Source organism: Geomonas terrae (genome assembly GCF_004791675.1).
GTDB classification, from domain to species: domain Bacteria; phylum Desulfobacterota; class Desulfuromonadia; order Geobacterales; family Geobacteraceae; genus Geomonas; species Geomonas edaphica.
Genome location: NZ_SRSC01000004.1, coordinates 146,576 through 167,892, shown reverse-complemented (window position 1 = coordinate 167,892; position 21,317 = coordinate 146,576). Strand labels below are relative to the sequence as shown.

Annotated in this window: 20 protein-coding genes; 14 read left to right on the top strand and 6 right to left on the bottom strand. The window is 58.4% G+C overall.

Features of this window, described 5'->3' with window-relative positions; translation table 11 throughout:
- Nucleotides 1-98 precede the first annotated feature (98 nt).
- Both E4633_RS16355 and E4633_RS16350 read left to right on the top strand, forming a co-directional pair.
- A complete protein-coding gene (locus E4633_RS16355) occupies nucleotides 99-377 on the top strand; it encodes a YcgN family cysteine cluster protein (RefSeq protein WP_129127773.1) in 279 nt (92 codons plus the stop codon).
- Between the two features lie 279 nt (nucleotides 378-656).
- The gene (locus tag E4633_RS16350; RefSeq protein ID WP_135871731.1) at nucleotides 657-1,907 is read left to right on the top strand and encodes a DUF6178 family protein; all 1,251 of its coding nucleotides are present in this window, start codon (nucleotides 657-659) and stop codon (nucleotides 1,905-1,907) included.
- Between the two features lie 70 nt (nucleotides 1,908-1,977).
- Here the strand turns inward: E4633_RS16350 and mtaB are convergent, their stop codons facing one another.
- The 4 genes from mtaB to E4633_RS16330 all read right to left on the bottom strand — a co-directional run bounded on the left by mtaB (nucleotide 1,978) and on the right by E4633_RS16330 (nucleotide 6,956).
- The gene (gene mtaB / locus E4633_RS16345; protein WP_135871729.1) at nucleotides 1,978-3,270 is read right to left on the bottom strand and encodes a tRNA (N(6)-L-threonylcarbamoyladenosine(37)-C(2))-methylthiotransferase MtaB; all 1,293 of its coding nucleotides are present in this window, start codon (nucleotides 3,268-3,270) and stop codon (nucleotides 1,978-1,980) included.
- Nucleotides 3,271-3,621: 351 nt separating this feature from the next.
- Nucleotides 3,622-4,290 (bottom strand): serine O-acetyltransferase, encoded by a 669-nt coding sequence (gene cysE, locus E4633_RS16340; RefSeq protein ID WP_135871727.1) that lies wholly within the window; start codon nucleotides 4,288-4,290, stop codon nucleotides 3,622-3,624.
- Nucleotides 4,291-4,659: 369 nt separating this feature from the next.
- On the bottom strand, nucleotides 4,660-5,592 hold the full coding sequence (gene miaA, locus E4633_RS16335; protein WP_135871725.1) for a tRNA (adenosine(37)-N6)-dimethylallyltransferase MiaA: 933 nt from the start codon (nucleotides 5,590-5,592) through the stop codon (nucleotides 4,660-4,662).
- Complete coding sequence (locus tag E4633_RS16330; protein ID WP_135871723.1) at nucleotides 5,589-6,956, bottom strand: S41 family peptidase; 1,368 nt, start codon at nucleotides 6,954-6,956, stop codon at nucleotides 5,589-5,591. The genes miaA and E4633_RS16330 overlap by 4 nt, the downstream gene beginning before the upstream one ends.
- Before the next feature lie 354 nt (nucleotides 6,957-7,310).
- Here E4633_RS16330 and E4633_RS16325 point away from each other — a divergent pair, with 354 nt between their 5' ends.
- The 5 genes from E4633_RS16325 (at nucleotide 7,311) to E4633_RS16305 (ending at nucleotide 14,430) form a co-directional block, all read left to right on the top strand.
- Nucleotides 7,311-7,910 (top strand): DUF502 domain-containing protein, encoded by a 600-nt coding sequence (locus E4633_RS16325; RefSeq protein WP_135871721.1) that lies wholly within the window; start codon nucleotides 7,311-7,313, stop codon nucleotides 7,908-7,910.
- 271 nt (nucleotides 7,911-8,181) lie between these two features.
- Nucleotides 8,182-9,147, top strand: a complete 966-nt coding sequence (locus E4633_RS16320) for a D-2-hydroxyacid dehydrogenase (RefSeq protein WP_135871720.1) — start codon at nucleotides 8,182-8,184, stop codon at nucleotides 9,145-9,147.
- Between the two features lie 775 nt (nucleotides 9,148-9,922).
- On the top strand, nucleotides 9,923-11,572 hold the full coding sequence (locus tag E4633_RS16315; protein ID WP_135871718.1) for an AMP-binding protein: 1,650 nt from the start codon (nucleotides 9,923-9,925) through the stop codon (nucleotides 11,570-11,572).
- A 123-nt stretch (nucleotides 11,573-11,695) separates the two neighbouring features.
- Entirely contained in the window at nucleotides 11,696-12,886 is a 1,191-nt protein-coding gene (locus E4633_RS16310; RefSeq protein WP_135871716.1) for a M24 family metallopeptidase, read from the top strand.
- 218 nt (nucleotides 12,887-13,104) lie between these two features.
- Entirely contained in the window at nucleotides 13,105-14,430 is a 1,326-nt protein-coding gene (locus E4633_RS16305) for a citrate (Si)-synthase (RefSeq protein WP_135871714.1), read from the top strand.
- 100 nt (nucleotides 14,431-14,530) lie between these two features.
- Here E4633_RS16305 and E4633_RS20905 read toward each other — a convergent pair whose 3' ends face one another.
- On the bottom strand, nucleotides 14,531-14,653 hold the full coding sequence (locus tag E4633_RS20905; protein WP_281276790.1) for a hypothetical protein: 123 nt from the start codon (nucleotides 14,651-14,653) through the stop codon (nucleotides 14,531-14,533).
- Entirely contained in the window at nucleotides 14,653-15,201 is a 549-nt protein-coding gene (gene amrA / locus E4633_RS16295) for an AmmeMemoRadiSam system protein A (RefSeq protein ID WP_135871710.1), read from the bottom strand. Before amrA ends, E4633_RS20905 begins: the two co-directional genes overlap by 1 nt.
- A 483-nt stretch (nucleotides 15,202-15,684) precedes the next feature.
- Here amrA and E4633_RS16290 point away from each other — a divergent pair, with 483 nt between their 5' ends.
- The 7 genes from E4633_RS16290 (at nucleotide 15,685) to E4633_RS16260 (ending at nucleotide 21,184) form a co-directional block, all read left to right on the top strand.
- A complete protein-coding gene (locus E4633_RS16290; protein WP_129126072.1) occupies nucleotides 15,685-15,894 on the top strand; it encodes a hypothetical protein in 210 nt (69 codons plus the stop codon).
- 149 nt (nucleotides 15,895-16,043) lie between these two features.
- Nucleotides 16,044-16,457: a nucleoside-diphosphate kinase gene (ndk, locus tag E4633_RS16285; RefSeq protein WP_135871708.1), complete on the top strand. Its 414-nt coding sequence runs from the start codon at nucleotides 16,044-16,046 to the stop codon at nucleotides 16,455-16,457.
- Nucleotides 16,458-16,522: 65 nt separating this feature from the next.
- Nucleotides 16,523-17,557, top strand: a complete 1,035-nt coding sequence (gene rlmN, locus E4633_RS16280; RefSeq protein WP_135871706.1) for a 23S rRNA (adenine(2503)-C(2))-methyltransferase RlmN — start codon at nucleotides 16,523-16,525, stop codon at nucleotides 17,555-17,557.
- Between the two features lie 56 nt (nucleotides 17,558-17,613).
- Nucleotides 17,614-18,477, top strand: coding sequence for an S-methyl-5'-thioadenosine phosphorylase (mtnP, locus tag E4633_RS16275; RefSeq protein ID WP_135871704.1), 864 nt, complete (start codon nucleotides 17,614-17,616; stop codon nucleotides 18,475-18,477).
- A gap of 84 nt (nucleotides 18,478-18,561) precedes the next feature.
- Nucleotides 18,562-19,479, top strand: a complete 918-nt coding sequence (locus E4633_RS16270) for a PfkB family carbohydrate kinase (protein ID WP_135871702.1) — start codon at nucleotides 18,562-18,564, stop codon at nucleotides 19,477-19,479.
- A 102-nt stretch (nucleotides 19,480-19,581) separates the two neighbouring features.
- A complete protein-coding gene (locus E4633_RS16265) occupies nucleotides 19,582-20,334 on the top strand; it encodes a tetratricopeptide repeat protein (protein WP_135871700.1) in 753 nt (250 codons plus the stop codon).
- Between the two features lies 1 nt (nucleotide 20,335).
- Nucleotides 20,336-21,184: a helix-turn-helix domain-containing protein gene (locus tag E4633_RS16260; RefSeq protein ID WP_135871698.1), complete on the top strand. Its 849-nt coding sequence runs from the start codon at nucleotides 20,336-20,338 to the stop codon at nucleotides 21,182-21,184.
- The last annotated feature ends 133 nt before the right edge of the window (nucleotides 21,185-21,317 follow it).

Here is a 21,317-nt window from a genome sequence, read left to right as displayed (position 1 = left end):
TCCCCTGCATCCCTCTTAATAGTTTTTCTTCGGTTTACTTTGCGACTTTGCGTCTTTGCGTGACAGAGATTTTTGGTTTGAAAAGAAGGGAAGGTAATATGTCGGCACATGAGATGGACCAGGCGCAGTGGGAGGCGCTGTGCGAGCAGTGCGGTCTTTGCTGCTTCGAAAAGATTGAGGACGAGGACGGTAGGATCCTGTTCACCTCGACTCCCTGCCGCTATCTGGATATAACGACCAGACGCTGCAAGATCTACAAAAAGCGCTTCAAGGTTTTCCCCGAGTGCGTGCAGCTGACCCCGGAACTCGTAAAAGAGTTGAAGTGGCTGCACAGAAGCTGCGGATACAAGAAGGCCATGCGCAAAGGAATTCTTTAAACCGCTTCGAACAGGGATGAAGGGGATAAAGGGGATAAAGGCATAAACCCTTGTCACGCAAAGACCCAAAGGCGCAGAGGCAAGCAAGCATAAACCAACAGGTTTGTTTTACCGCAAATGTCTTTTACTTTTACCCCGTTCTTCCCCGTCATCCCTGTTAAATAAACCTTTAGTTTTTTGCTTTCCGACTTTGCGTCTTGAGTGAGCGCAGCGAACGGGCGAGAGATGTTCTGGCAGGAGTCTCTGCTTTTGATTTCAAAAATAGGAGTTGTTTTAGAAATGACAGATAAGAACCACGCAGTAGCAGTAAGACTTTCGGAAGCTGATTTTCAGGCACTTTCCCTTCAGCAGAAAACACAATACCTGAAAACCCGGTCCAGCAAGGAGAAGATGGACCTGATCATTGCCGACTCCGATGCGAGAAGGCTCGCAGCCTCTCTGGAGTCGCAGGAGTTCTTCTGGCTCATCAAGGAGGTGGGCGAGGTCGACGCGTTAGAACTCCTGCGTCTTGCTTCGGCAGAGCAGAGCGTCTTCATCCTCGATATGGAACTCTGGGACGGCTGGACTTTCTCAGAGGATCGCGCCTGCCACTGGCTTACCTACTTCATGGAAGGGGGGGAGCCGCGCGTTCACGAGCTGCTGAAGCACCTGGACTTCGAGCTTTTGCAGCTCTTGCTGAGCCGTGAAATCATCGTGGGGGGGGGCATCGGCGATCAGGACAACGACGAGGAGCGTCTGGCGGACTACGACCACACCTTCGATGGCGTGTTCATGGTCACCTTCAAAAATCCGCAGCACAGCCAGTTGATCGGCTCGTTTCTCTCGATGCTGATCAAGTTGGACAACCCGCTTTATACGGCCCTTATGGAGGGGGTGAAAGGGGACATCGATCTGGAGCTTGAGGAGCAGTGCCAGCGTTTTCGCACCGGAAGGTTGCAGGACCTGGGGTTCCCCCCGCTGGACGAGGCACTATCAATCTACGCCCGCGTGCATCCGGACCATTTCCAGCTGGATGGGGGGAAGCAGCTTGTCTCGGCAGGGGAGGGGGGGCACCTGATTCCTGTTGCCGCTGACGAAGGGACGCTCTTCGCGCGGGCCTTGAACCGCGCCGGCTCGGAGATTGTCTACCAGGAGCTGAATTACCTCGTGAACAGTGCGCTCGTTGCTGAAGGAGAGGCCTTCCACGAGCCGGAGTCGATGCTCGCGGTGATGCACCGGGTGTGTGGCTACCTGAACATCGCGCTGGAGAAGGTCGCTGCCGGTGATGAAGAGGTGGCGGTGCGCATCCTGGTCGAGGAGGAGTTGAAGCGGTTGTTCCAGCTTGGCTACAGCATCGTGTTGCAGCTCAAGTTTGCAGGGCGGGACGTGGAGAGTGAGGACTATGCCACGGCGAAACTGCTTGCCGGGCTTAAGACGAAGCGTCCGCGCTACTACCGCGGGCTCGATGAGGATGGCATCGACGGTTACCGGGAGTTCCGGGATACCGGCGACGTGCAGCGCGTGGCGGAGTTCATAAAGGCACACCACTAAACCCTGTCACGCAGAGCCAATTTAACAGGGATGACGGGGATGATCCCCTTCATCCCTGTTTGAATAGGTTTTACGCTTTTATCCTTCCGATCAGTTCCCCGCCTTTGGTCCCGGTGATCGCTACGTTCACCTCACGATTCACCATCTCCTCGCTTCCGTCGATCTGCACGGTCAGGTAGTTTCTGGCAAGACCCTTGCGCCCACCATCGTCTTTTTGCACCAGTACCTGTAGTTCACGTCCCACGAACTTGGCGGCATACTCTGCCTTCTTCCGCTCGGAGAGGAGCCTGAGTTTCTCGGCGCGCTCCTTGATCACCTTCGGCTGCACCTGGGCGGCCATGGTGGCTGCGGGGGTGCCGGGACGCTGCGAGAATGGGAAGACATGGAGGTAGGCGAGTGGGAGCGACTCGATGAACGCGAAGGTCTCGGTGAACTCCTGGTCCGTCTCGCCGGGGAAGCCGGCGATGATGTCGGACCCAACGCAAACGTCGGGGATGGCCGTAACCAGCGCGTCGACGACACCGCGGAAAAGCTTCGTATCATAGCCGCGGTCCATCCGGGCCAGCACGCCGTCGGAGCCGCTTTGCAGTGGCAGGTGCAGGTGCGGGCAGACGATTTTCGAAACGGACATGAATTCGATCATCTCGGCGGGGACCTCGGTCGGCTCCACCGAGCCTACCCGCAGCCTCTGCACCACTCCCTGCTCTTCGGCAAGCTTCATGAGGCCCAAAAGGTCGGTCGGCGGGTCGAGGTCGAGGCCGTAGGCGCCGAGATGGATGCCGGTCAGCACGATCTCGCGGAACCCTTTCGCTGCAAACGCGGCCATACCCTCGAGCGCTTCCGCCGGGGCGACGCTGCGCGAGGCGCCGCGCGCATAGGGGACGATGCAGTATGCGCAACGGGCGTCGCAGCCGTTTTGCACCTGCAGAAAGGCTCGGGTGTGCTCGGCGAAGCTCTCAAGCGGTGTTCTCTCTTTCGACCTCTCCTTCGATATGTCGCTCACCACCGCCTGCGGCTCGTCCTTTAGCCCCTCGATAAATCCGACGATGTCTTTCTTCTCCGTGTTGCCGAGGATCAGGTTTACGCCGGGGAGTTTCAGAAGATCGTCGCCGGCCATCTGGGCGTAGCAGCCGGTAACCACGACGCGTGCCTCCGGGTTCATGCGGGAGGCGCGTCTGATCAGGCGGCGCGACTCGGCGTCGGTTTTGGCGGTGACGGTGCAGCTGTTGATGACGTAGATATCGGCCTTTTCGGTGAAGGGGACGAAGCTGTATCCTTGCTGCTCGAGGGCCTGGGTCATGGCGGCAGACTCGAACTGGTTGATCTTGCAGCCGAGGGTGGTGATGGCTATCTTCTTGTTCATGCAACCTCAAAAAACATATTTAACAGGGATAAAGGGGATGAAGGGGATAAAACCAAAAGACATTTGTAACGCAAAGGAGCTGAGACGAAAAGAAAAAAAGAACTAATACAGGGGTGCAGGGGGGATGGGATAAACCTAAAAGCTCCTGTCACGCAAAGACGCAAAGTCGCAAAGAAAAACTTGAAAGACGTTTAACAGGGATGAAGGGGATAAACCAAAGACAAAAAGACTTCGGGGTTAAACCGAAGTCTCTTTTATTTCCTTCTTTCTTTGCGCCTTTGCGTCTTTGCGTGAGAAAAAGGTTTTACGTCTCTATCCCATTCATCCCCTTTATCCCTGTTCGAATCGGTTTTAGTTGAGTTTCTTTTTGAGCGCTTCGTGCTCGGCGGCGAGGGCGTTGTACTTCCTTTCCAGCTCGCGGATCTGGTCGAACAGGCAGGAGATCGCCTTCGCCTCGGGGTCCGGCATCTTGCCGTGCTCAAGGTCGAGACGGTCCTGCGGCTTTTCGGTGGCCATTACCACGCGCCCGGGTATGCCGACGACGGTGGAGTTGGGGGGGACTTCTTTCACGACTACGGAGTTGGAGCCGACCTTGCTGTCTTTTCCCACGGTGAAGGGGCCGAGGATCTTTGCACCGGAGCCGATGACGACGTTGTCCATAAGGGTAGGGTGACGCTTCACCTTTTCCCAACTGACACCGCCCAAGGTGACGCCGTGGTAGAGGGTTACGTTGTCACCGATCTCGGCGGTCTCTCCGATCACGACGCCCATGCCGTGGTCGATGAAGAAGCCTTTGCCGATTTTCGCTCCGGGGTGGATCTCGATACCGGTGAAAAACCGCCCGAAGTGGGAGGTGAGGCGTCCGAGGAAGTAGCAGTCGTGGATCCAGAACCAGTGCGAAACCCGGTGGAACCAGAGAGCGTGCAGTCCCGGGTAACAGAAGATCACCTCGAGCACGCTTCTTGCCGCCGGATCCCTGTCAAAGACTGCCTTTATGTCTGATTTCAACCTTGCAAACATCGGTTCCCTCCCTGGTTTCATGTCTTTTTGTCGTAACATACCACACCGAATACGTCAATAATTAACATGAAACCCGAAGCAAAAAGCAAAACAGAAGCATAAACCGGTTCACCCAAAGACGCAAAGTCGCAAAGTAAAACCAAAAGAAAGGCTTATTTAACAGGGATGAAGGGGATGAAAGGGATAACATCTAAAACAAGATCTGGTGTCACGCAAAGACGCTAAGACGCAAAGGAAAACGTGGAAAACATTTAACAGGGATAAAGGGGATGAAGGGGGTAAACCAAAATATCTCGTTTCTGCTTGTCTCTGCGCCTTTGCGTCTTTGCGTGAGAAAAGGGTGTTGTGCCTCTATCCCGTTTATCCCCTTCACCCCTGTTCGAATCGGTTTTGCAGCAGTTCGAGTGCCTCGTTTAGCGGGTCCCCGGCGCCTTCGATCCAGTTGATCTCGGTGCCACGGCTTTGCATCTTCTTGAACCAGTTCTCCTGCTTCTTGGCAAAATCGTGGATCGCTGCGTTCAACTTCTGGAACATGTCGTTGCGGGAGAGCTCTCCCTTAAGGTGCCGGGCGAGATAGCGGTACTCCAGGCCGTAAAACTCGAGCCGCTCCCAGCTCGTCCCTGCCTCGTGCAGACGACGCACCTCATCGATCATCCCAGCCTCCATGCGCTCCTTTAGCCTGCGGGTGATCCGCTCCCTTATCATGGCTCGATCCCAACGGATACCGATGGTGAACGGCACGATGTCTGGCCACGGCTCACTTGCCTCGCCATTATGTTCGGCAATCTCTATGGCACGTACGAGGCGACTGCGCTCAGTAAGATCGGTGGTGTTGTGCAGGGTGGGGGTGGCGCGGGCCAGCCTCTCGGCGAGATCTTCCATGGAAAGCGGCAAAAGCTCTTCCCTCAGCTCCGGGTTTTCCGGAACCTCGGCCAGGCGATAACCGCGCAGCACGCAGTCGAGGTACATGCCGCTACCTCCCACGAGGATCGGCAGTTTGCCGCGCTCTGAGATTTCGGCAAAGCAAGCGAGGAAGTGACGTTGGAACTGGAACAGGTTGAACTCGGAGCCGGGGGGAGCTACGTCAATCAGGTGGTAGGGGATGCCTTCGTACTCGTGCAGGTCCTTGCCGGTGCCTATGTCCATGCCGCGATAGACCTGGCGCGAATCGGCTGAAATGATCTCACCGTCGAACCTGTCGGCCAACTGCACGCCTAGCCGCGTCTTTCCCGAGGCGGTGGCCCCGAGGATGACCAGCAGGTTGTGGCGGCCGGGCGTCTTGCTGCTGCCGGATCCCGTCAACGTCCGGCGCTCTTTTGCAGGACGTTGACATCTTTCAGCAGGTCGAGGGCGCGAGCGAGCTGATTGTCCTTTTGCAGAAGCTCTTCATTGCTGAGCTCCTGACTCTTCCCGTTACTGCGGTTAGGGAGTTGCGGCGGCGCGGCTTTTTTCGGCAGCGCCGGGGGCGGGTGCCCTGCCTCGGGAACCTCCTCCATGTGCCCGTCCAGGTCCCGCTCGCGGACATCGGCCTCTTTCTCCTTTTTGAGCGCCGGTTTCGTGGCGAATTCGACGATGATGTCGGGGGTGATCCCCTTGGCCTGTATGGAGCGTCCGTTCGGGGTGTAGTAACGTGCGGTGGTGAGCTTCAGCCCATCGCCGTTGTTGAGGGTCATCACCGACTGCACGCTTCCCTTGCCGAAGCTCTGCGTTCCCATGATCACGGCGCGCTTGTGATCCTGCAGCGCACCGGCGACGATCTCGGAGGCGCTCGCGCTGCCACCGTTTATGAGCACCACCATCGGGTAGTTCGGTTCCTTCTTGCCTATCGTGGCGGTGAGCGTGTTGGTCATTCCGGGTTCGCGCCCTCTGGTGCTGACGATGTCGCCGTTGCCGAGCCCCTCGCCGATGAAACGGTCGGCGACGCGGTAGGCCTGGTCCACGAGTCCGCCCGGGTTGTAGCGCAGGTCGAGCACGAGACCGGATAGCGGCCCTCCGTTGTCCGCGGCCAGGGTTTTCAGGGCTTTCTCGAAGTCCTCGCCGGTCCTTTCCTGGAACTCCGCGATACGGACGTAACCAAAACCGGGCGCAACGAGGCGGGCCTTGAGGCTCTTGGTCTTGATGATGGCGCGGGTGAGGCGGAAGGTGAGCGGCGCTGCGGCCCCCTCTCTCTCTATGGTCAGGGTGACCGTGGTTCCCGGGGTGCCGCGCATCCGGTTCACGCACTCGTTGATGGGGAGATCCTTGGTCGGCTTGCCGTCGATGAGGGCGATGTGATCGCCGGACAGGATGCCTGCCTTGAAGGCCGGGGTGTCCTCGATGGGCGCGTTGACCATGAGCTTGCCGTTACGCATGTCCAGCTCGATCCCCACACCGCCGAAGGCGCCTGCCATGTGCACCTTCATCTCGGAGAAGTCCGAAGCGGGAAGGTACACGCTGTGCGGGTCGAGCGCGGCGAGCATGCCGTTGATGGCGCCTGTCATGAGCTTTTTGTCGTCGACCTTGTCGACGTAGCTCTCTTTGACGATGTCCACCACCTCCCTGAACATGGCGAGGTATTCCGCCTCGCTGCGGCGGGCACGCTCTTCCTTGTCGAGAAGCGGTGCCAGGAAGAAGAGGGAAGCGAGGAGGGCGGCGACGGCCGATATGATGAAGCCTTTTTTCAGCATCCAGGTGGGCCTTTGCTAGTTTTCGGGATGAAACGGCGACTGTTACTGTAGTTTTTGCGTCGTTAGTTGTCAAGAATTCCGCGGAGGCTAATACATGAGTTACGAAGCGCCGTACTTGAACCTGCGCTCCCCCCGGTCTGACCAAGGCAAATCCCTCCCTGTCCCCCCTTCGCCAAGGCTATGGGGGGCAGGCTACCCCTTCGCAAAGGGGGGGACGCTGGGCTCATGCAGCGATTCATGGGAACACACACTTGGCTCCATGGAATTCAGGGATGAAGATCCGCCACGGGGGGAAACGCCGTTGACATTTCGGCCGCTTTTGTAGCATAACGCAAACGGAAGATAGGAGGCGCAATGGAAAAACTCATCAAACATTTCAAGGGGCGCTTCATCACGGGCCTGTTCGTGGTCGTTCCCCTGGGCATCACCATTTTTATTTTGAAGTTCCTGTTCAACTTCGCGGACGGCATCCTGGGTTCATATCTTGATTCGCTGCTCACTGCCCTGATCAACAACCACACCTACATTCCCGGCCTTGGCATGCTGACCGGGTTGATCGTCATCTACCTTTCCGGGCTTCTCGCCACCAACGTGATGGGGACCAGGATCCTCAGGTGGTGGGACGACCTCTTTTCGCGTATCCCCCTGGTGAAGTCGATCTACGGCTCGAGCAAGCAGCTCACCCAGGTTTTCAAGGACGGCAAGACCTCCTATCGTCGGGCCGTGTTCGTTGAGTGGCCACGCAAGGGGGTGCGTGCCGTCGGCTTCGTGACCGCTGAGGTCGAGCATGACGGCGAGAGGATGGTTGTGGTGTACGTGCCGACCATGCCGAATCCGACCTCCGGATTCGCGCTCTTTTTCCATGAGGACGAGGTTCAAGACTGCGGCATGACGGTGGAGGACGCGGTTAAGTTCGTGGTTTCCGGCGGCGTCGTGGTTGAAAAAAACCTTTGAACAAAACCGCCTCACGCAAAGACGCAAAGCCGCAAAGAAAAACAAAGGCAAAAGCTCTTTTAACAGGGATGAAGGGGATATAAGGGATAAAGCCAACGACAAAAGCTTTCTGTAACGCAAAGACGCAAAGTCGCAAAGAAAAACAAAGACAAAAAACTTTTTCAACAAAAGACTCGGGGTAAAATCGAAATCTTTTGTTTCTGCTTGTCTTTGCGTCTTTGCGTCTTTGCGTGACAAAGGTTCTGTTTGTATCGGTTTTCTGGAGGTGGTCATGAAGATCGTGGTGCTGGATGGGCATACTTTGAACCCCGGTGACAACCAGTGGGATGAGGTCGCTGCTTTCGGCGAACTTACCGTGCACGACCGCACCCCGGAGCATCTTGTCGTGGAGCGCTCCAGCGGCGCGCAGATCGTCCTGACCAACAAGACGCCGCTCAAGGCTGCCACCCTGGCTGAGCTCCCCGAGCTTAAGCTCATATGTGTCCTTGCTACCGGCTACAACGTGGTTGATCTCGCGGCTGCGGCGCGGCTGGGCATCCCGGTGGTGAACGTGCCGGAGTACGGCAGCGACTCGGTGGCGCAGCACGCCATCGCCCTGATTTTGGAACTCACCAACCGGGTGGCGCGTTACAACGAGGCCGTGCACGGGGGGGATTGGACCCGCTCGGCGGACTTCACCCTCGTCGGGGAGCCGCTCACCGAACTCTGTGGAAGGACGATCGGGATCGTGGGGCTCGGACGCATCGGCGCGCGCGTCGCGGCTGTCGCCCATGCCCTGGGCATGCAGGTCGTCGCGTACAACCCGCGGCACCGTACCGCGCCCGGCGGATTTTCGGTCACCTGGGTCGAGCTTGGAGAGCTTTTTGAGCGTTCCGACGTGGTAAGCCTGCACTGTCCGCTTACCGAGGATAATGCAGGTATGGTGAACGCAGGACTGCTTTCGCGCATGCAGCGCCATGCGCTTCTTATCAACACCTCCAGGGGAGGGCTTGTAAACGAGCGAGACTTGGCCGATGCCTTAAACCGTGGCGTCATCGCCGGAGCTGCCGTGGACGTTGCCGCCTCAGAGCCGATCCCCGCCGACAGCCCGCTTCTCACCGCAAGAAACTGCATCATCACCCCGCACATCGCCTGGGCCACCCTGGCCGCCCGCCAAAGGCTCATGGCGACTACGGCGCAAAATATCGCCGCCTTCCTCGAAGGTTCCCCTCAAAACGTGGTGAACCAAAACCTATAGACATCTCGCGCCCGTTCGCTTTGCTCGCTCAAGCCGCAAAGTCGCAAAGATAATCAAAAAACGAGCAAACCATTTAACAGGGATGAATGGCATAAAAGGGATATACCAAAGGCAATGCAAAAGGCTTCGGGTGTAAACCAGAATCTTTTGTTTCTGCTTGTCCTTGCGCCTTTGCGTCTTTGCTGAGAAAGGTTTACGTCTTTATCCCCTGTATCCCCTTCATCCCTGTTCGAATATGTTTTTGTCTGTGCGATGGTCTGACCGGAGGACGGAGCCGGTCAACAGGACCTCTGCGTCTTTGGTGTTTACGGCATAACCGCCGCATGGTGAAGAGGCCCCGATTCCTCTTCTCCCGCATAACTGCCCGTTTCATAGAGAAAAAATGAGGTTTTCCGGCCCGCTCCACACCTTTTGTGGAAAGCGCTGTGGAAAAGACGTTGAAGGAGGGAGAAATGCTTTTTAAATTGACGGTCTCTGCGTTTTGCCTAAAAAATAATCAGGTTGCTGCTAGTGACGTTTCAAACATAGTGCTAATGATTTCAGTAGCTTAGCCTAAGGTGGCGGAGTGGCGCCGGAAAATCGTGTCAAGCTTTTTTTGCGCCGGAGGAGCGCCTGTTTCGGGCACGGTCCTCTCCCTGCTCAAAGAAGCGGCAGGCCGACGAGCCATAAATCTTGACATGCCGCAGGTGCCTATGTTAATTGGACAAACCTTTTTGTTATAATGACTTTTTTCGGTTTAACAACCGTTTGATACCGTGAAACACAGGGGGTGCCCATGACGCAAGAGATCAATCTGACAGTCGGAGCGTTGCTGGACGACATAGCGGGCAAATATCCCGACAACGAGGCGCTGATCTACGTCGAGCGCGGTCTGCGCTACACCTGGCGCGAGTTCAACGAGCGCTGCCGCCAAGTGGCGAAGGGGCTCTTGCGCTTAGGGGTGAAAAAGGGCGATCACCTGGCGATCTGGGCCTACAACGTTCCCGAGTGGGTGACCCTGCAGTTCGCCACCGCGAAGATCGGGGCGGTGCTCGTTACGGTAAATACAAGCTACAAGTCCGCCGAGCTCGAGTACCTGCTTCGGCAGTCCGACTCCAGTGTTCTTTTCATGGTGCAGGGCTTCAAGGATACCAACTACGTCGAAACGCTGTCGAGCGTGGTTCCGGAGCTCGCGACGAGCAAACCCGGTGAACTGAAAAGCGCGGCACTTCCCTGTCTGCAGCACGTCGTCTTCATAGGGGAGGGAGCCCCTGACGGGATGATCAACTTCGAGAAGATCGTCGAGCTTGGTCGCGAGGTCTCCGACGTTGAACTTGCGGCCGTGGAGGCAACGCTGCACGTGAACGAGGTGATCAACATGCAGTACACCTCGGGCACCACCGGTTTCCCGAAGGGGGTCATGCTGACCCACCACAACGTGATCAACAACGGCTTCAACATCGGTGAGTGCATGCGCTTCACCGAAAATGACCGCCTCTGCATCCCGGTTCCCTTCTTTCACTGCTTCGGCTGCGTTTTAGGGGTCATGGCCTGCGTCACCCACGGCACTACCATGGTCCCGGTGGAGATCTTCGACCCACTGAAAGTGCTGCAGGCTATCGAGAAGGAGCGCTGCACCGCGGTGCACGGCGTTCCGACCATGTTCATCGCCGAACTCGAACACCCACGTTTCCAGGAGTTCGATCTCACTTCGCTTAGGACCGGCATCATGGCCGGCTCCAACTGCCCGATCGAGGTGATGCGCCGCGTCATCCGCGACATGCACGCAAGCGAAATCACCATTGCCTACGGGCAGACCGAATCCTCGCCGGTCATCACCCAGACCCGCACCGACGATCCGATCGAGCTCAAGGTCTCCACGGTCGGCAGGGTGCTTCCCAACGTGGAGCTGAAGATCGTCGACATCGAAACCGGCGCGGAACTCCCGCCGGGCAAGCAGGGCGAGCTCTGCACCAGGGGTTACCTGGTCATGAAGGGGTATTACAAGATGCCCGAGGAGACCGCTAAGGCGATCGATACGGACGGCTGGCTCCACACCGGGGACCTCGCCGTCATGGACGAAAACGGCTACTGCAAGATCACCGGGCGGATCAAGAACATGATCATCCGCGGCGGAGAAAACATCTACCCGAGAGAGATCGAGGAGTTCCTTTACACCCATCCGAATATCTCCGACATCCAGGTCTACGGCGTGCCGGACCGAAAGTACGGTGAGCAGGTCATGGCGGCAGTGGTGCTGAAGCAGGGGTGCGGGATGACCGAGGACGAGGTGAAGGAATTCTGCCGCGGCAGGATCGCCAACTACAAAATCCCGAAATACGTCCGCTTCGTCGACTCATATCCCATGACGGCAAGCGGTAAGATCCAGAAATTCAAGCTGCGCGAGATGGCGATACGCGAGCTGCAGCTTGAGGGAAATGTCTGATCTTCACTGCAGATTCGCTAATAACCCCTTGATCTTACTGGCCTGCAAGGGTTGACGCGGTGCAGATTGTGAGTTATCTTTCCTTCTCCTCCTCATGAACATCATGAGGAGAGAGGAGGGGATATGCGGCTTACGCCGAAGAACGAACTGGAATACCGTTACAGGAAGCTGCAAGTCGAGATGGCGGCCGCGGGCATGGACGCGGTCCTCATGGTGCAAAACGCAGACCTTTTCTACTTCACCGGTACCGTGCAGACCGGTGTCCTCTACCTTCCCGTCTCAGGAAAACCGATCTACCTCGTGCGCCGGGACTTCATGCGCGCGCGCATGGAGAGCGCCCTGGAACACGTGGTGCCGCTTCCCTCTCTGGACCGGCTACCCTCCCTGATCGCCGAACACGGCGCTTTAGCGTCGCAGCGTCTGGGTCTTGAACTCGACGTCCTGCCGGTCAACCTCTACCACAGATACCTTTCCCTTTTTCCTAACGCAAAGCCCGTGGACGCCACGCCTCTCATCAGGCGCGTGCGCATGTGCAAGACCCACTACGAGATCCACATCCTGCAGGACGCGGCCGGCCAGGCCGACAAGGCTTACCGTCGCGCGCGGGAGGTGATCCGCGAGGGGATGAGCGAGGTGGATCTTGCCGCCGAACTCGAACATGTCATGCGCGTCGAGGGGCACCAGGGATATGTAAGGATGCGGGCCTTCAACGGGGAGATCTCCGGTGTGCAGGTTCTGTCCGGTGCCGATGCCGCCGCTCCCGCGTGCACCAACACCGCCCTCGGCGGCATGGGGCTTACCCCGGCCTTCGGCCACGGCGCGAGCTACAACAGGATTCGACGCGACGAACCGGTGGTTGTTGATTTCGCAAGTTGTTTCGACGGCTACCTGGTGGATCAGACCAGGATCTTCGCCATCGGTTCCGTTTCCGACCGGATGCGACGCGGTTACGAGGATATGCTCCGCATCGAGGAACTGATGATGGAGATGGCCGTTGAAGGTGCCAGTTGGAGCGGCATCTATCGCGCCTGTCTCGAGCGTGCCAGTGCCATGGGCTACGCCGACGCCTTCATGGGCACACCCGGCGGCCAGATATCCTTCATCGGGCATGGCCTCGGGATCGAGATCGACGAATATCCGTTCATCGCCAGAGGGTTCGATGAGGAAACCCTGGAGGTGGGGATGGCCTTCGCCTTTGAGCCGAAACTGGTGTTTCCCGGGGAGGGGGCCGTTGGCATAGAAAATTCCTTTTATCTGTCAGAACAGGGGCTTAAACGTCTCACCTTTTCGGAGCAGGAACTGGTACTGCTTTAGGTCGGATTAAAATGTATGCAAAATAGTAAAACGGGATTTTTTTGTATTGAAATTGAGTCGACTCAATGGTATACATTTGAAAAATCTTTGTATACAGTATACCTACCTCACGCAACCGGCCGAAGGTCAGTGTCAAAAGGCACGGTGTCAGCGGGCAATTTGATCAGTTTACTTGATCGGTATGTACCTCAACCCCAACAGAAAAGGAGATCTGGCACATGACGCAATTAAAAGAGAAGTTGTTTGAGAAGATCCAGGCACACCGCCCCCGTATCACCAAGCTGACCAAAGAGTTCGGCTCCGTCGTTATCGACAAGGTGGACATCGGCCAGTGCATCGGCGGCGCCCGCGACATCAGGTCGCTCGTCACCGACATCTCCTACCTCGATCCGCAGGAAGGGATCCGCTTCCGCGGCAAGACCATCCCCGAGACCTTCGAGGCACTGCCGAAGGCTGCAGGTTCCGAGTACCCGACCGTCGAGTCCTTCTGGTACTTCCTGCTGACTGGCGAGGTTCCGACCCTGGAGCAGGTTGCCGCCGTTGAGGCCGAGTTCAAGACCCGTCAGGTGGTGCCCGAGTACGTGTACACCGTCGTGCGCTCGCTCCCGAAGGACAGCCACCCGATGGTCATGCTCTCCGTCGGCATCATGGCGATGCAGAAAGAGTCCAAGTTTGCTGCCTTCTACAGCGGCGGCAAGTTCAACAAGATGGACGCCTGGGAGTACGTATATGAGGATGCCAGCGACATCGTCGCCCGTATCCCGGTTCTCGCCGCCTTCATCTACAACCTCAAGTATCGCGGCGACAAGCAGATCGCCATCGATCCGAAACTCGACCTGGGTGCGAACTTCGCCCACATGATCGGCCAGAGCGAGCAGTACAAGGATGTGGCAAGGATGTACTTCATCCTTCACTCCGACCACGAGTCCGGCAACGTCTCGGCTCACACCACCCACCTGGTGCATTCCGCTCTCTCCGACCCGTACTACGCGTACGCCGCCGGCCTCAACGGCCTCGCCGGTCCGCTGCACGGCCTTGCCAACCAGGAAGTGCTCGGCTGGATCATGGAGTTCCAGAAGAAACTCAACGGCGCCGAGCCGACCAAAGAGAACGTCACCAAGGCTCTCTGGGATACCCTCAACGCAGGCCAGGTCGTTCCGGGCTACGGCCACGCCGTTCTCAGGAAGACCGACCCGCGCTACACCGCGCAGCGTGAGTTCTGCCTCAAGACTCCGGGCCTCAAGGACGACGCGCTGTTCAAGCTGGTCGCCATGATCTTCGAGACCGCCCCGGGCGTCCTCACCGAGCACGGCAAGACCAAGAACCCCTGGCCGAACGTCGATGCGCAGTCCGGCGTCATCCAGTGGTACTACGGCCTCAAGGAGTGGGACTTCTACACCGTTCTGTTCGGTGTAGGTCGTGCGCTTGGCTGCATGGCGAACATCACCTGGGACCGCGGTCTTGGTTACGCGATCGAGCGTCCGAAGTCCGTTACCACCGACATGCTTGAGAAGTGGGCTGCAGAGGGCGGCAGGAAGATGTAATTCGCCGGTTGACGGCAAAGTTGAACAGGAAGGGGGCGCGTTTGCGCCCCCTTTTTTTTTAAGCTGGCGGCTGGCAGATGGGAGTGATGGGAGTGATGGGCTAGGCGAGGTAAAGGCTGGGGAAGGTGGGGAAGGTGGGGAAGGTGGGGAAGGTGGGGAAGGTGGGGAAGGTGGGGAAGGTGGGGAAGGTGGGACCGCCGGTGGGGCGGCCCCATATCTGCATCAATGCTCTGCGAATACCTGGGCGCTAAAGACGTAAAGATCGGCTCCCTCTTTCCAGTCATCTCTCTTCAGACCGGCCTTCAACGCCGTTTGCGTCAGGAAGGTCTCGCGATCCCATTTGTGCTCCACTGCCACCTGGGGCAGGAGCACACCACGCGAGAAGTTTTTTTCCAGATAGAGGCCGTGTTTTCCGACCTCCACCTCTTCGGGGGACTCTATCTTGTTGAGAGGCGAAAGCACCGATATCTCCAGCTCGAACTCGGCCAGGTCGTCCTCCTTCATCGGGTAGAAGCGGGGGTCCCTGGTTGCGGCGGAGGCGGCCATCTCCTGGACTAATTGATATAAAGGTTTGTCGGAAGTGAAGTTGCCTATGCAACCTCGGAGCGTCCCTTTTTTCTTGATGGTGACGAAACACCCCTGGGGCGCCAGCAGCCTTTCCTCGGTCACCGTCTGTATTTTGAGTTTGCCGGTCAGGACCGTCGACGTTACCGCTTCGCGGGCCAGTTGTAGAAGAAGTTTCTTGTCTGAGGAGTGGAGTGTTTCGTTCACGGGTCCCCCTTGATGGCGTAGCTCCGGCGCGGGGCGGAGAGAGATTGGACTAAAGTAATATATTCAGTCTCTGTTTACAAGAACTAAGCGACCCTTCAGTCAGCGTTTTTCGTCTTTATCAAACTCGAACACGACCGGGAGGGGGATGCTGGAGGGCAACAGCTAGCAGCGCTCTTCCCTTGGCCTCTTGTTGGACGCTTTTCGTTCCCCCGAGCATTGCTCCACGACCCCGTTTTGGGGGAGGAGTCACCTGCAGTGGGGTACTTCTGTCCACATTCATTGTTATATTGTGGAGTTGATATGTTTGGACGGGCCGATCAAAAGTTTACAGAGCCGGCGCTAATAATTTTTTATATTCGCCTCCTTTAAAAAGTGTTGACTTTTACAGGAATGCTAGTATATTCGCCCTTTGTTGTCGTACGAAAAAAACCATGCGCTTTGCGCAGTAATGGTAAATCCAAAAGAAAAGAGGTGATATCGTCAATGAAAAAACTGATCTCCTTCGCACTTTGCCTGGCTCTGGCCCTGTCCTTCGCTGCTGGCTGCAAGAAGAAAGAAGAGGCTCCGGCTCCGGCCGCTGAGCAGGCTGCTCCGGCTGCTCCGGCTCAGGCTCCGATGTCCTCCGCTAAAGCTCCTGAAGCTGCTCCGGCTGCTCCGGCTGCTCCGGCTCAGGCTCCGGCTGAGAAGAAGTAAGCTGAAACAGGGTCGCCCTGTTTCGCGAAGCCCACAGATCGCTCTGTGGGCTTTTTTTGTGCCTCTATCCGGCCATTTGCCTTGACAACGGCCGAGCCGGAATGCTAATTAGATGGGTCGTCTACTATAAATTAATCTCGGAGGAAACAATGGAAAGAACATTTGCCATCATAAAGCCTGACGCAGTCGAGAGAAACGTGACCGGCAAGGTCATCGCCATGATCGAGGAAGCCGGCTTCAAGGTCGTCGGCATGAAGAAGATCCTGCTCTCCAAGAGCCAGGTCGAAGGGTTCTACTACGTCCACAAAGAGCGTCCGTTCTTCGGCGACCTCTGCGCGTTCATGTCCCGCGGCCCGGTGATCACCCTGGTGCTGGAGAAGGAAAACGCCATCGCCGACTGGCGTACCCTCATGGGTGCAACCAACCCGGCCAACGCCGCGGAAGGCACCATCCGCAAGTCCCTGGGCGTCAGCATCGAAGAGAACACCGTGCACGGCTCCGATTCCCCCGAGTCCGCTTCCTTCGAGATCCCGTATTTCTTCAACCAGCTGGAACTGGTTTAATCCGAAGCTGGTTCAAGACAGACCAAGAGCCCTTCGCGAGAAGGGCTTTTTTAGTATCAAAAGACATGGAAAAGACCGATATAAAGAATTTGACCCTGCAGTACCTCGAGGCGTACATCTCGGGGCTCGGCAAGGAACGCTTCCGCGCGAAACAGATCTTCAAGTGGCTCTACCAGATGGATGCCATGAGCTTCGACGAGATGACCAACGTCTCCAAGGAGTTCCGGGCCGTCCTGCAGGAGCGTGCCGAGATCAGCAACCTCATCCCCGAAGCGGTCGAGGCTTCCGCGGACGGCACGAGGAAGTACCTCTTCCGCCTGAAAGACGGATCCGCCGTGGAAAGCGTGCTCATCCCTGACGAGGGGAGAAACACCCTGTGCATCTCCAGCCAGGTCGGCTGCGCCATGCAGTGCGCCTTCTGCCTGACCGGCACCTTCGGCCTGGAGCGGAACCTGACTACGGCCGAGATCGTGAACCAGGTCTGCGCGGTGAAACGAGAGCACCCGGTGAACAACATCGTCTTCATGGGGATGGGAGAGCCTTTGCACAACCTGGCTGGCGTCATCCCTGCGGTGAAGATCCTCACCGACCCGGACGGCTTCCAGCTCTCCACGCGCAAGGTGACCGTCTCCACCTCGGGGCTCGTCCCGGAGATGGCGGAGCTTGGACGCGGCTGCACGGTGAACCTCGCGGTCTCCCTGAACGCCACCACGGACGAGGTGCGGGACCAGATCATGCCCATCAACCGGCGCTACCCTCTGAAGGAGCTCCTGGCCGCCTGCAAGGCGTTCCCGCTTCCTTCCAGGCGCTGGATCACCATGGAGTACGTCATGATCCGGGACCTGAACGACACGCTGGAGGACGCCAAAAGGCTCGTGCGCCTTATCAGCAACATCCCCTCCAAGGTGAACCTGATTCCGTTCAACGAGCACGAGGGGTGCGGCTTTAAGACGCCTACTCAGGAGAGCATCGACCGGTTTCACAAGTACCTATTGGACAAGAACGTTACCGTGATCACCCGCTCCAGCCGCGGTGGGGACATCTCCGCCGCCTGCGGGCAGTTGAAGGGGAAGTTGGACCGAAAGGACGAGGCAGACTAGCGGCGCCTGAAGGGGCGCTCCGTATATTATTAATACAATGACGCTGGGAGGAAGCTATGGCTAACGAAGTAATCGGTGTGATCGGCGGCAGCGGACTGTACGAGATGGAAGGGATGACCGGGGTGAGCCAGGTTATCGTGGATACCCCCTTCGGCAGGCCCAGCGACGAGTACGTCACCGGTACCCTTGACGGCGTGCAGATGGTCTTCCTGCCGCGCCATGGCAAGGGGCACCGCTTCACCCCCTCCGAGGTGAACTACCGCGCCAACGTCTACGGCATGAAGAAGCTAGGCGTCACCCGCATCATCTCCGTCTCGGCGGTAGGGAGCCTGAAGGAGGAGATCGTCCCCGGGCACATCGTCGTTCCGGACCAGTTCATCGACCGCACCCGCGGTTTCCGCAAGGACACCTTCTTCGGCAACGGCGTGGTCGGCCACGTCCAGTTCGCGGACCCCGTCTGCGGCGAACTCTCCGACATCCTGTACCGGGCGGCCGGGGAGGTGGGGGCTACCGTACACAAGGGGGGATGCTACGTCTGCATGGAGGGACCGGCCTTCTCCACCCGCGCCGAGTCGCACCTGTACCGCTCCTTCGGCGCCTCCATCATCGGCATGACGAACCTGACCGAGGCGAAGCTCGCCCGCGAGGCCGAGATCTGCTACGGCGTCATCGCCCTCTCCACCGATTACGACTGCTGGCACGAGTCCCACGACGACGTCTCGGTGGAGGCGATCATCGAGATCATCAAGAACAACGTGGCCACCGCGAAAAAGATCATCCGCCAGGCGGTGGCGCAGGTTGCCGCCGGCCGCGGCTGTGCCTGCGGCGAGGCGCTCAAGTACGCGGTGATCAGTGATACCTCGGTCATCCCCGTCGAGACCCGCGAAAACCTCGAGCTCATCCTCGGGAAATACCTGTAGAACGAACACGTGCCGCCGGGGCTTCCCGGCGGCTTCTTCTTATCCGCAGTCGCACACCCATCCCGTACCATACCGGAGGCTTTCATGAGCATACTTGTCGTCGGCTCCGTCGCGCTTGATTCCGTAGAGACCCCATTCGGGGTAAGAGACCGCGTCCTTGGGGGCTCGGCCACCTATTTCGCCACTTCCGCGAGCTTCTTCACCGACGTGAACCTCGTCGCCGTGGTCGGGGAGGACTTCCCCGAGGAGCACACCCGCTTTCTCTCTTCGCGCAACATCGATCTTACCGGCCTCTCCCGGGTCCCCGGCGAGACCTTCCACTGGAAAGGGCGCTACGGCTACGACCTGAACGAGGCGCAGACCCTGGAAACCCACCTGAACGTGTTCGAGAGCTTCAAGCCGGTGATCCCCGCAGCTTATGCGGACGCGCAGTACCTGATCCTCGCCAACATCGACCCCGAGCTGCAGATGGAGGTGCTGAACCAGGTGAAGAGCCCGCGCGTGGTCGCCTGCGACACCATGAACTTCTGGATCTCGTCGAAGCCTGAGGCGCTCAAAAAGGTGATCAGCCGCGTCGACTTCCTGATCATCAACGAAGGGGAGGCGCGCCAGCTCTCCGGCGAGGCGAACCTTGTGAAGGCTGCACGCGCCATCATCGGCCTCGGCGTCAAGAACCTCATCGTTAAGCGCGGCGAGTACGGTGTTCTCATGTTCAACGGGAATTCGGTGTTTGCCGCCCCGGCCTTCCCGCTCGAGCAGGTCTTTGATCCGACCGGCGCAGGAGACACCTTCGCCGGCGGTTTCATGGGGTATCTCGCCAACACCGGTAACCTCTCCGATGAGGGGATCCGTCAGGCGATCATCTTCGGCTCGGTAATGGCCTCCTTCAACGTGGAGGACTTCAGCCTCGAACGTCTGAAGACCCTCAGCTACCCAGAGATCGAGGCGCGCTACCGCAGCTTCAAGAACATGACCCATTTCCAGGGGGTCGGGGAACTGTAGCGCCGCATCTGGCGCGCCGCCGGTTACCGGCTCCTCATTGACAATGACCATCACTTCTGTTAATTTTTCCTGGCGCAATTTCGCGGGTTTCCTGTGAGGTATATGATTCGTCCCACGCCCTTCATGCTTGCCGTCACCGTCCTGCTCGCCTCGGGGTGCGCCCTGAGTCAGGCCGACAAGAACCTGGCCGTCTACCACTTCCAGATGGGGCAGTCCTTCTATGCCGAGAGCAACTTCACCGGCGCCCTGAAGGAACTGACCGCCGCCGAGAAGCTCACCCCAAAAGACCCGGAACTCCTGAACCTTTTGGGGCTAGCCTATTTTCGCAAGGGACACTATGACCTCGCCGAGGAGAAGTTTCTGAAGGCGGTCTCCCTCAGGAAGAACTTTTCAGACGCGCGCAACAACCTGGGCGTCAACTACCTTGAGATGAAGCGGTGGGATGACGCCATCAACCAGTTCAAGGTGGTGCAGGACGACATCTTCTACCAGGGACAGGACAATGCCGCCATCAACCTGGGGCTCGCCTACCTCGGGAAGGGGGACTACCCCCATGCCCTCGAGGTGCTGCGCGGCCTGGTCGGCAAAAACGGCAGCGATCCCCGTACCAGGCTGAACCTCGGACGCGTCTACTTCGCCATGGACAAGACCGAGCTTGCCGTGGAGGAGTACCAGAAGGCGCTCAGGCTTGCGCCGACCTACGCGAGCGCCCATTACCACATGGGGCTTGCGCAGATGAAGCTCAAAAACGCCGACGCGGCCAGGAACGCGTTCCAGGATGTCGTGCGCCTGGCCCCGGATTCCGAGATCGGGCAGCTCTCCAGGGAGTACCTGGACCTGCTAAAGGTGAGGTAAAGTGGCTGAGCCAGAGTTGGAAAACGACGCGGAACTCCCGGTAGGGGAGTACCTGCGCAAGGCCCGCGAGGCGAATGGGCTTCAGTTGGAGGACGCCGCCCGCGTCACCAAGATCGGGAAGAACTACCTGGTCGCCATCGAGGCGGGACAGTTCGAAAAGCTCCCCAATGCGGCGTATATCAAGGGCTTTCTAAGGCTTTATGCCGGTTATCTCTCCCTTTCCGGTGACGATATCGTGGCGCGGTACGAGAAGGGGCTCCTTCCCCCTCCCGGCCCACAGCCTCCTGCCGCAACCAAGACGACCGAGGCCGAAACAAAGCGCCCCGGCATCGGAAGCCTCGAGCGGGTTAGGGTGGCCGGTCCCGGACGGTGGGCGGTGCCTGCGCTTTTGCTGGTAGCTGTGGTTGTCGTGGCTGTTTTCATCTCCGAGGATGAGCGTCCTTTAGCCCCCCCTCCGGCAGCACCCCCTGCGCCGGCCGCAGCTCCCGCGCCTGCACCTCTTGCCGGCGCCGTTCAAAAGCCGCTCAGCTCAAGCCGCGGTGTGCTTCCCACGCCCCCTGCGGATGGGGAGAACACAGCGGCGCCGCCCGGCAAAAAGGGAGGCGTCGTGCTGAAGCTGCGCTTCACCCAGGACAGCTGGCTCAGCATCACCATCGACGACAGCATCTCGCAGCGTTACGACCTGAAGGCCGGCGACATCATCGAGTGGAAAGGGGAGCGTTCCTTCGTTCTCGACCTCGGTGACGGTGGCGCGGTCGAGGGTGAGTTGAACGGCCGCCCCCTCAAGGCACTGGGCGAGCCTGGAAAACCTGCACACGTGGAGTTGACCGGTCGCGAAGCAGGGCAGTGAGACCGGAAACGACCCCCGTCTCTAAGGTATGGCCGGTTTCGGTCGTTTGACGGTAAGAAGTGACTGTGACTGACGTTAATGGGAAGGGGGCAGCTGCGAGTTCGATTGCGCAGGGATGCCCCCGCTTCGTCTT

Excerpts from the sequence above, each read along its gene's own strand:
- E4633_RS16355 (WP_129127773.1), top strand. The coding sequence starts at position 99 with ATGTCGGCACATGAGATGGACCAGGCGCAGTGGGAGGCGCTGTGCGAG.
- E4633_RS16350 (WP_135871731.1), top strand. The coding sequence starts at position 657 with ATGACAGATAAGAACCACGCAGTAGCAGTAAGACTTTCGGAAGCTGAT.
- mtaB (WP_135871729.1), bottom strand. The coding sequence starts at position 3,270 with ATGAACAAGAAGATAGCCATCACCACCCTCGGCTGCAAGATCAACCAG.
- cysE (WP_135871727.1), bottom strand. The coding sequence starts at position 4,290 with ATGTTTGCAAGGTTGAAATCAGACATAAAGGCAGTCTTTGACAGGGAT.
- E4633_RS16330 (WP_135871723.1), bottom strand. The coding sequence starts at position 6,956 with ATGCTGAAAAAAGGCTTCATCATATCGGCCGTCGCCGCCCTCCTCGCT.
- E4633_RS16325 (WP_135871721.1), top strand. The coding sequence starts at position 7,311 with ATGGAAAAACTCATCAAACATTTCAAGGGGCGCTTCATCACGGGCCTG.
- E4633_RS16320 (WP_135871720.1), top strand. The coding sequence starts at position 8,182 with ATGAAGATCGTGGTGCTGGATGGGCATACTTTGAACCCCGGTGACAAC.
- E4633_RS16315 (WP_135871718.1), top strand. The coding sequence starts at position 9,923 with ATGACGCAAGAGATCAATCTGACAGTCGGAGCGTTGCTGGACGACATA.
- E4633_RS16310 (WP_135871716.1), top strand. The coding sequence starts at position 11,696 with ATGCGGCTTACGCCGAAGAACGAACTGGAATACCGTTACAGGAAGCTG.
- E4633_RS16305 (WP_135871714.1), top strand. The coding sequence starts at position 13,105 with ATGACGCAATTAAAAGAGAAGTTGTTTGAGAAGATCCAGGCACACCGC.
- E4633_RS20905 (WP_281276790.1), bottom strand. The coding sequence starts at position 14,653 with ATGCAGATATGGGGCCGCCCCACCGGCGGTCCCACCTTCCCCACCTTC.
- E4633_RS16290 (WP_129126072.1), top strand. The coding sequence starts at position 15,685 with ATGAAAAAACTGATCTCCTTCGCACTTTGCCTGGCTCTGGCCCTGTCC.
- ndk (WP_135871708.1), top strand. The coding sequence starts at position 16,044 with ATGGAAAGAACATTTGCCATCATAAAGCCTGACGCAGTCGAGAGAAAC.
- rlmN (WP_135871706.1), top strand. The coding sequence starts at position 16,523 with ATGGAAAAGACCGATATAAAGAATTTGACCCTGCAGTACCTCGAGGCG.
- mtnP (WP_135871704.1), top strand. The coding sequence starts at position 17,614 with ATGGCTAACGAAGTAATCGGTGTGATCGGCGGCAGCGGACTGTACGAG.
- E4633_RS16270 (WP_135871702.1), top strand. The coding sequence starts at position 18,562 with ATGAGCATACTTGTCGTCGGCTCCGTCGCGCTTGATTCCGTAGAGACC.
- E4633_RS16265 (WP_135871700.1), top strand. The coding sequence starts at position 19,582 with ATGATTCGTCCCACGCCCTTCATGCTTGCCGTCACCGTCCTGCTCGCC.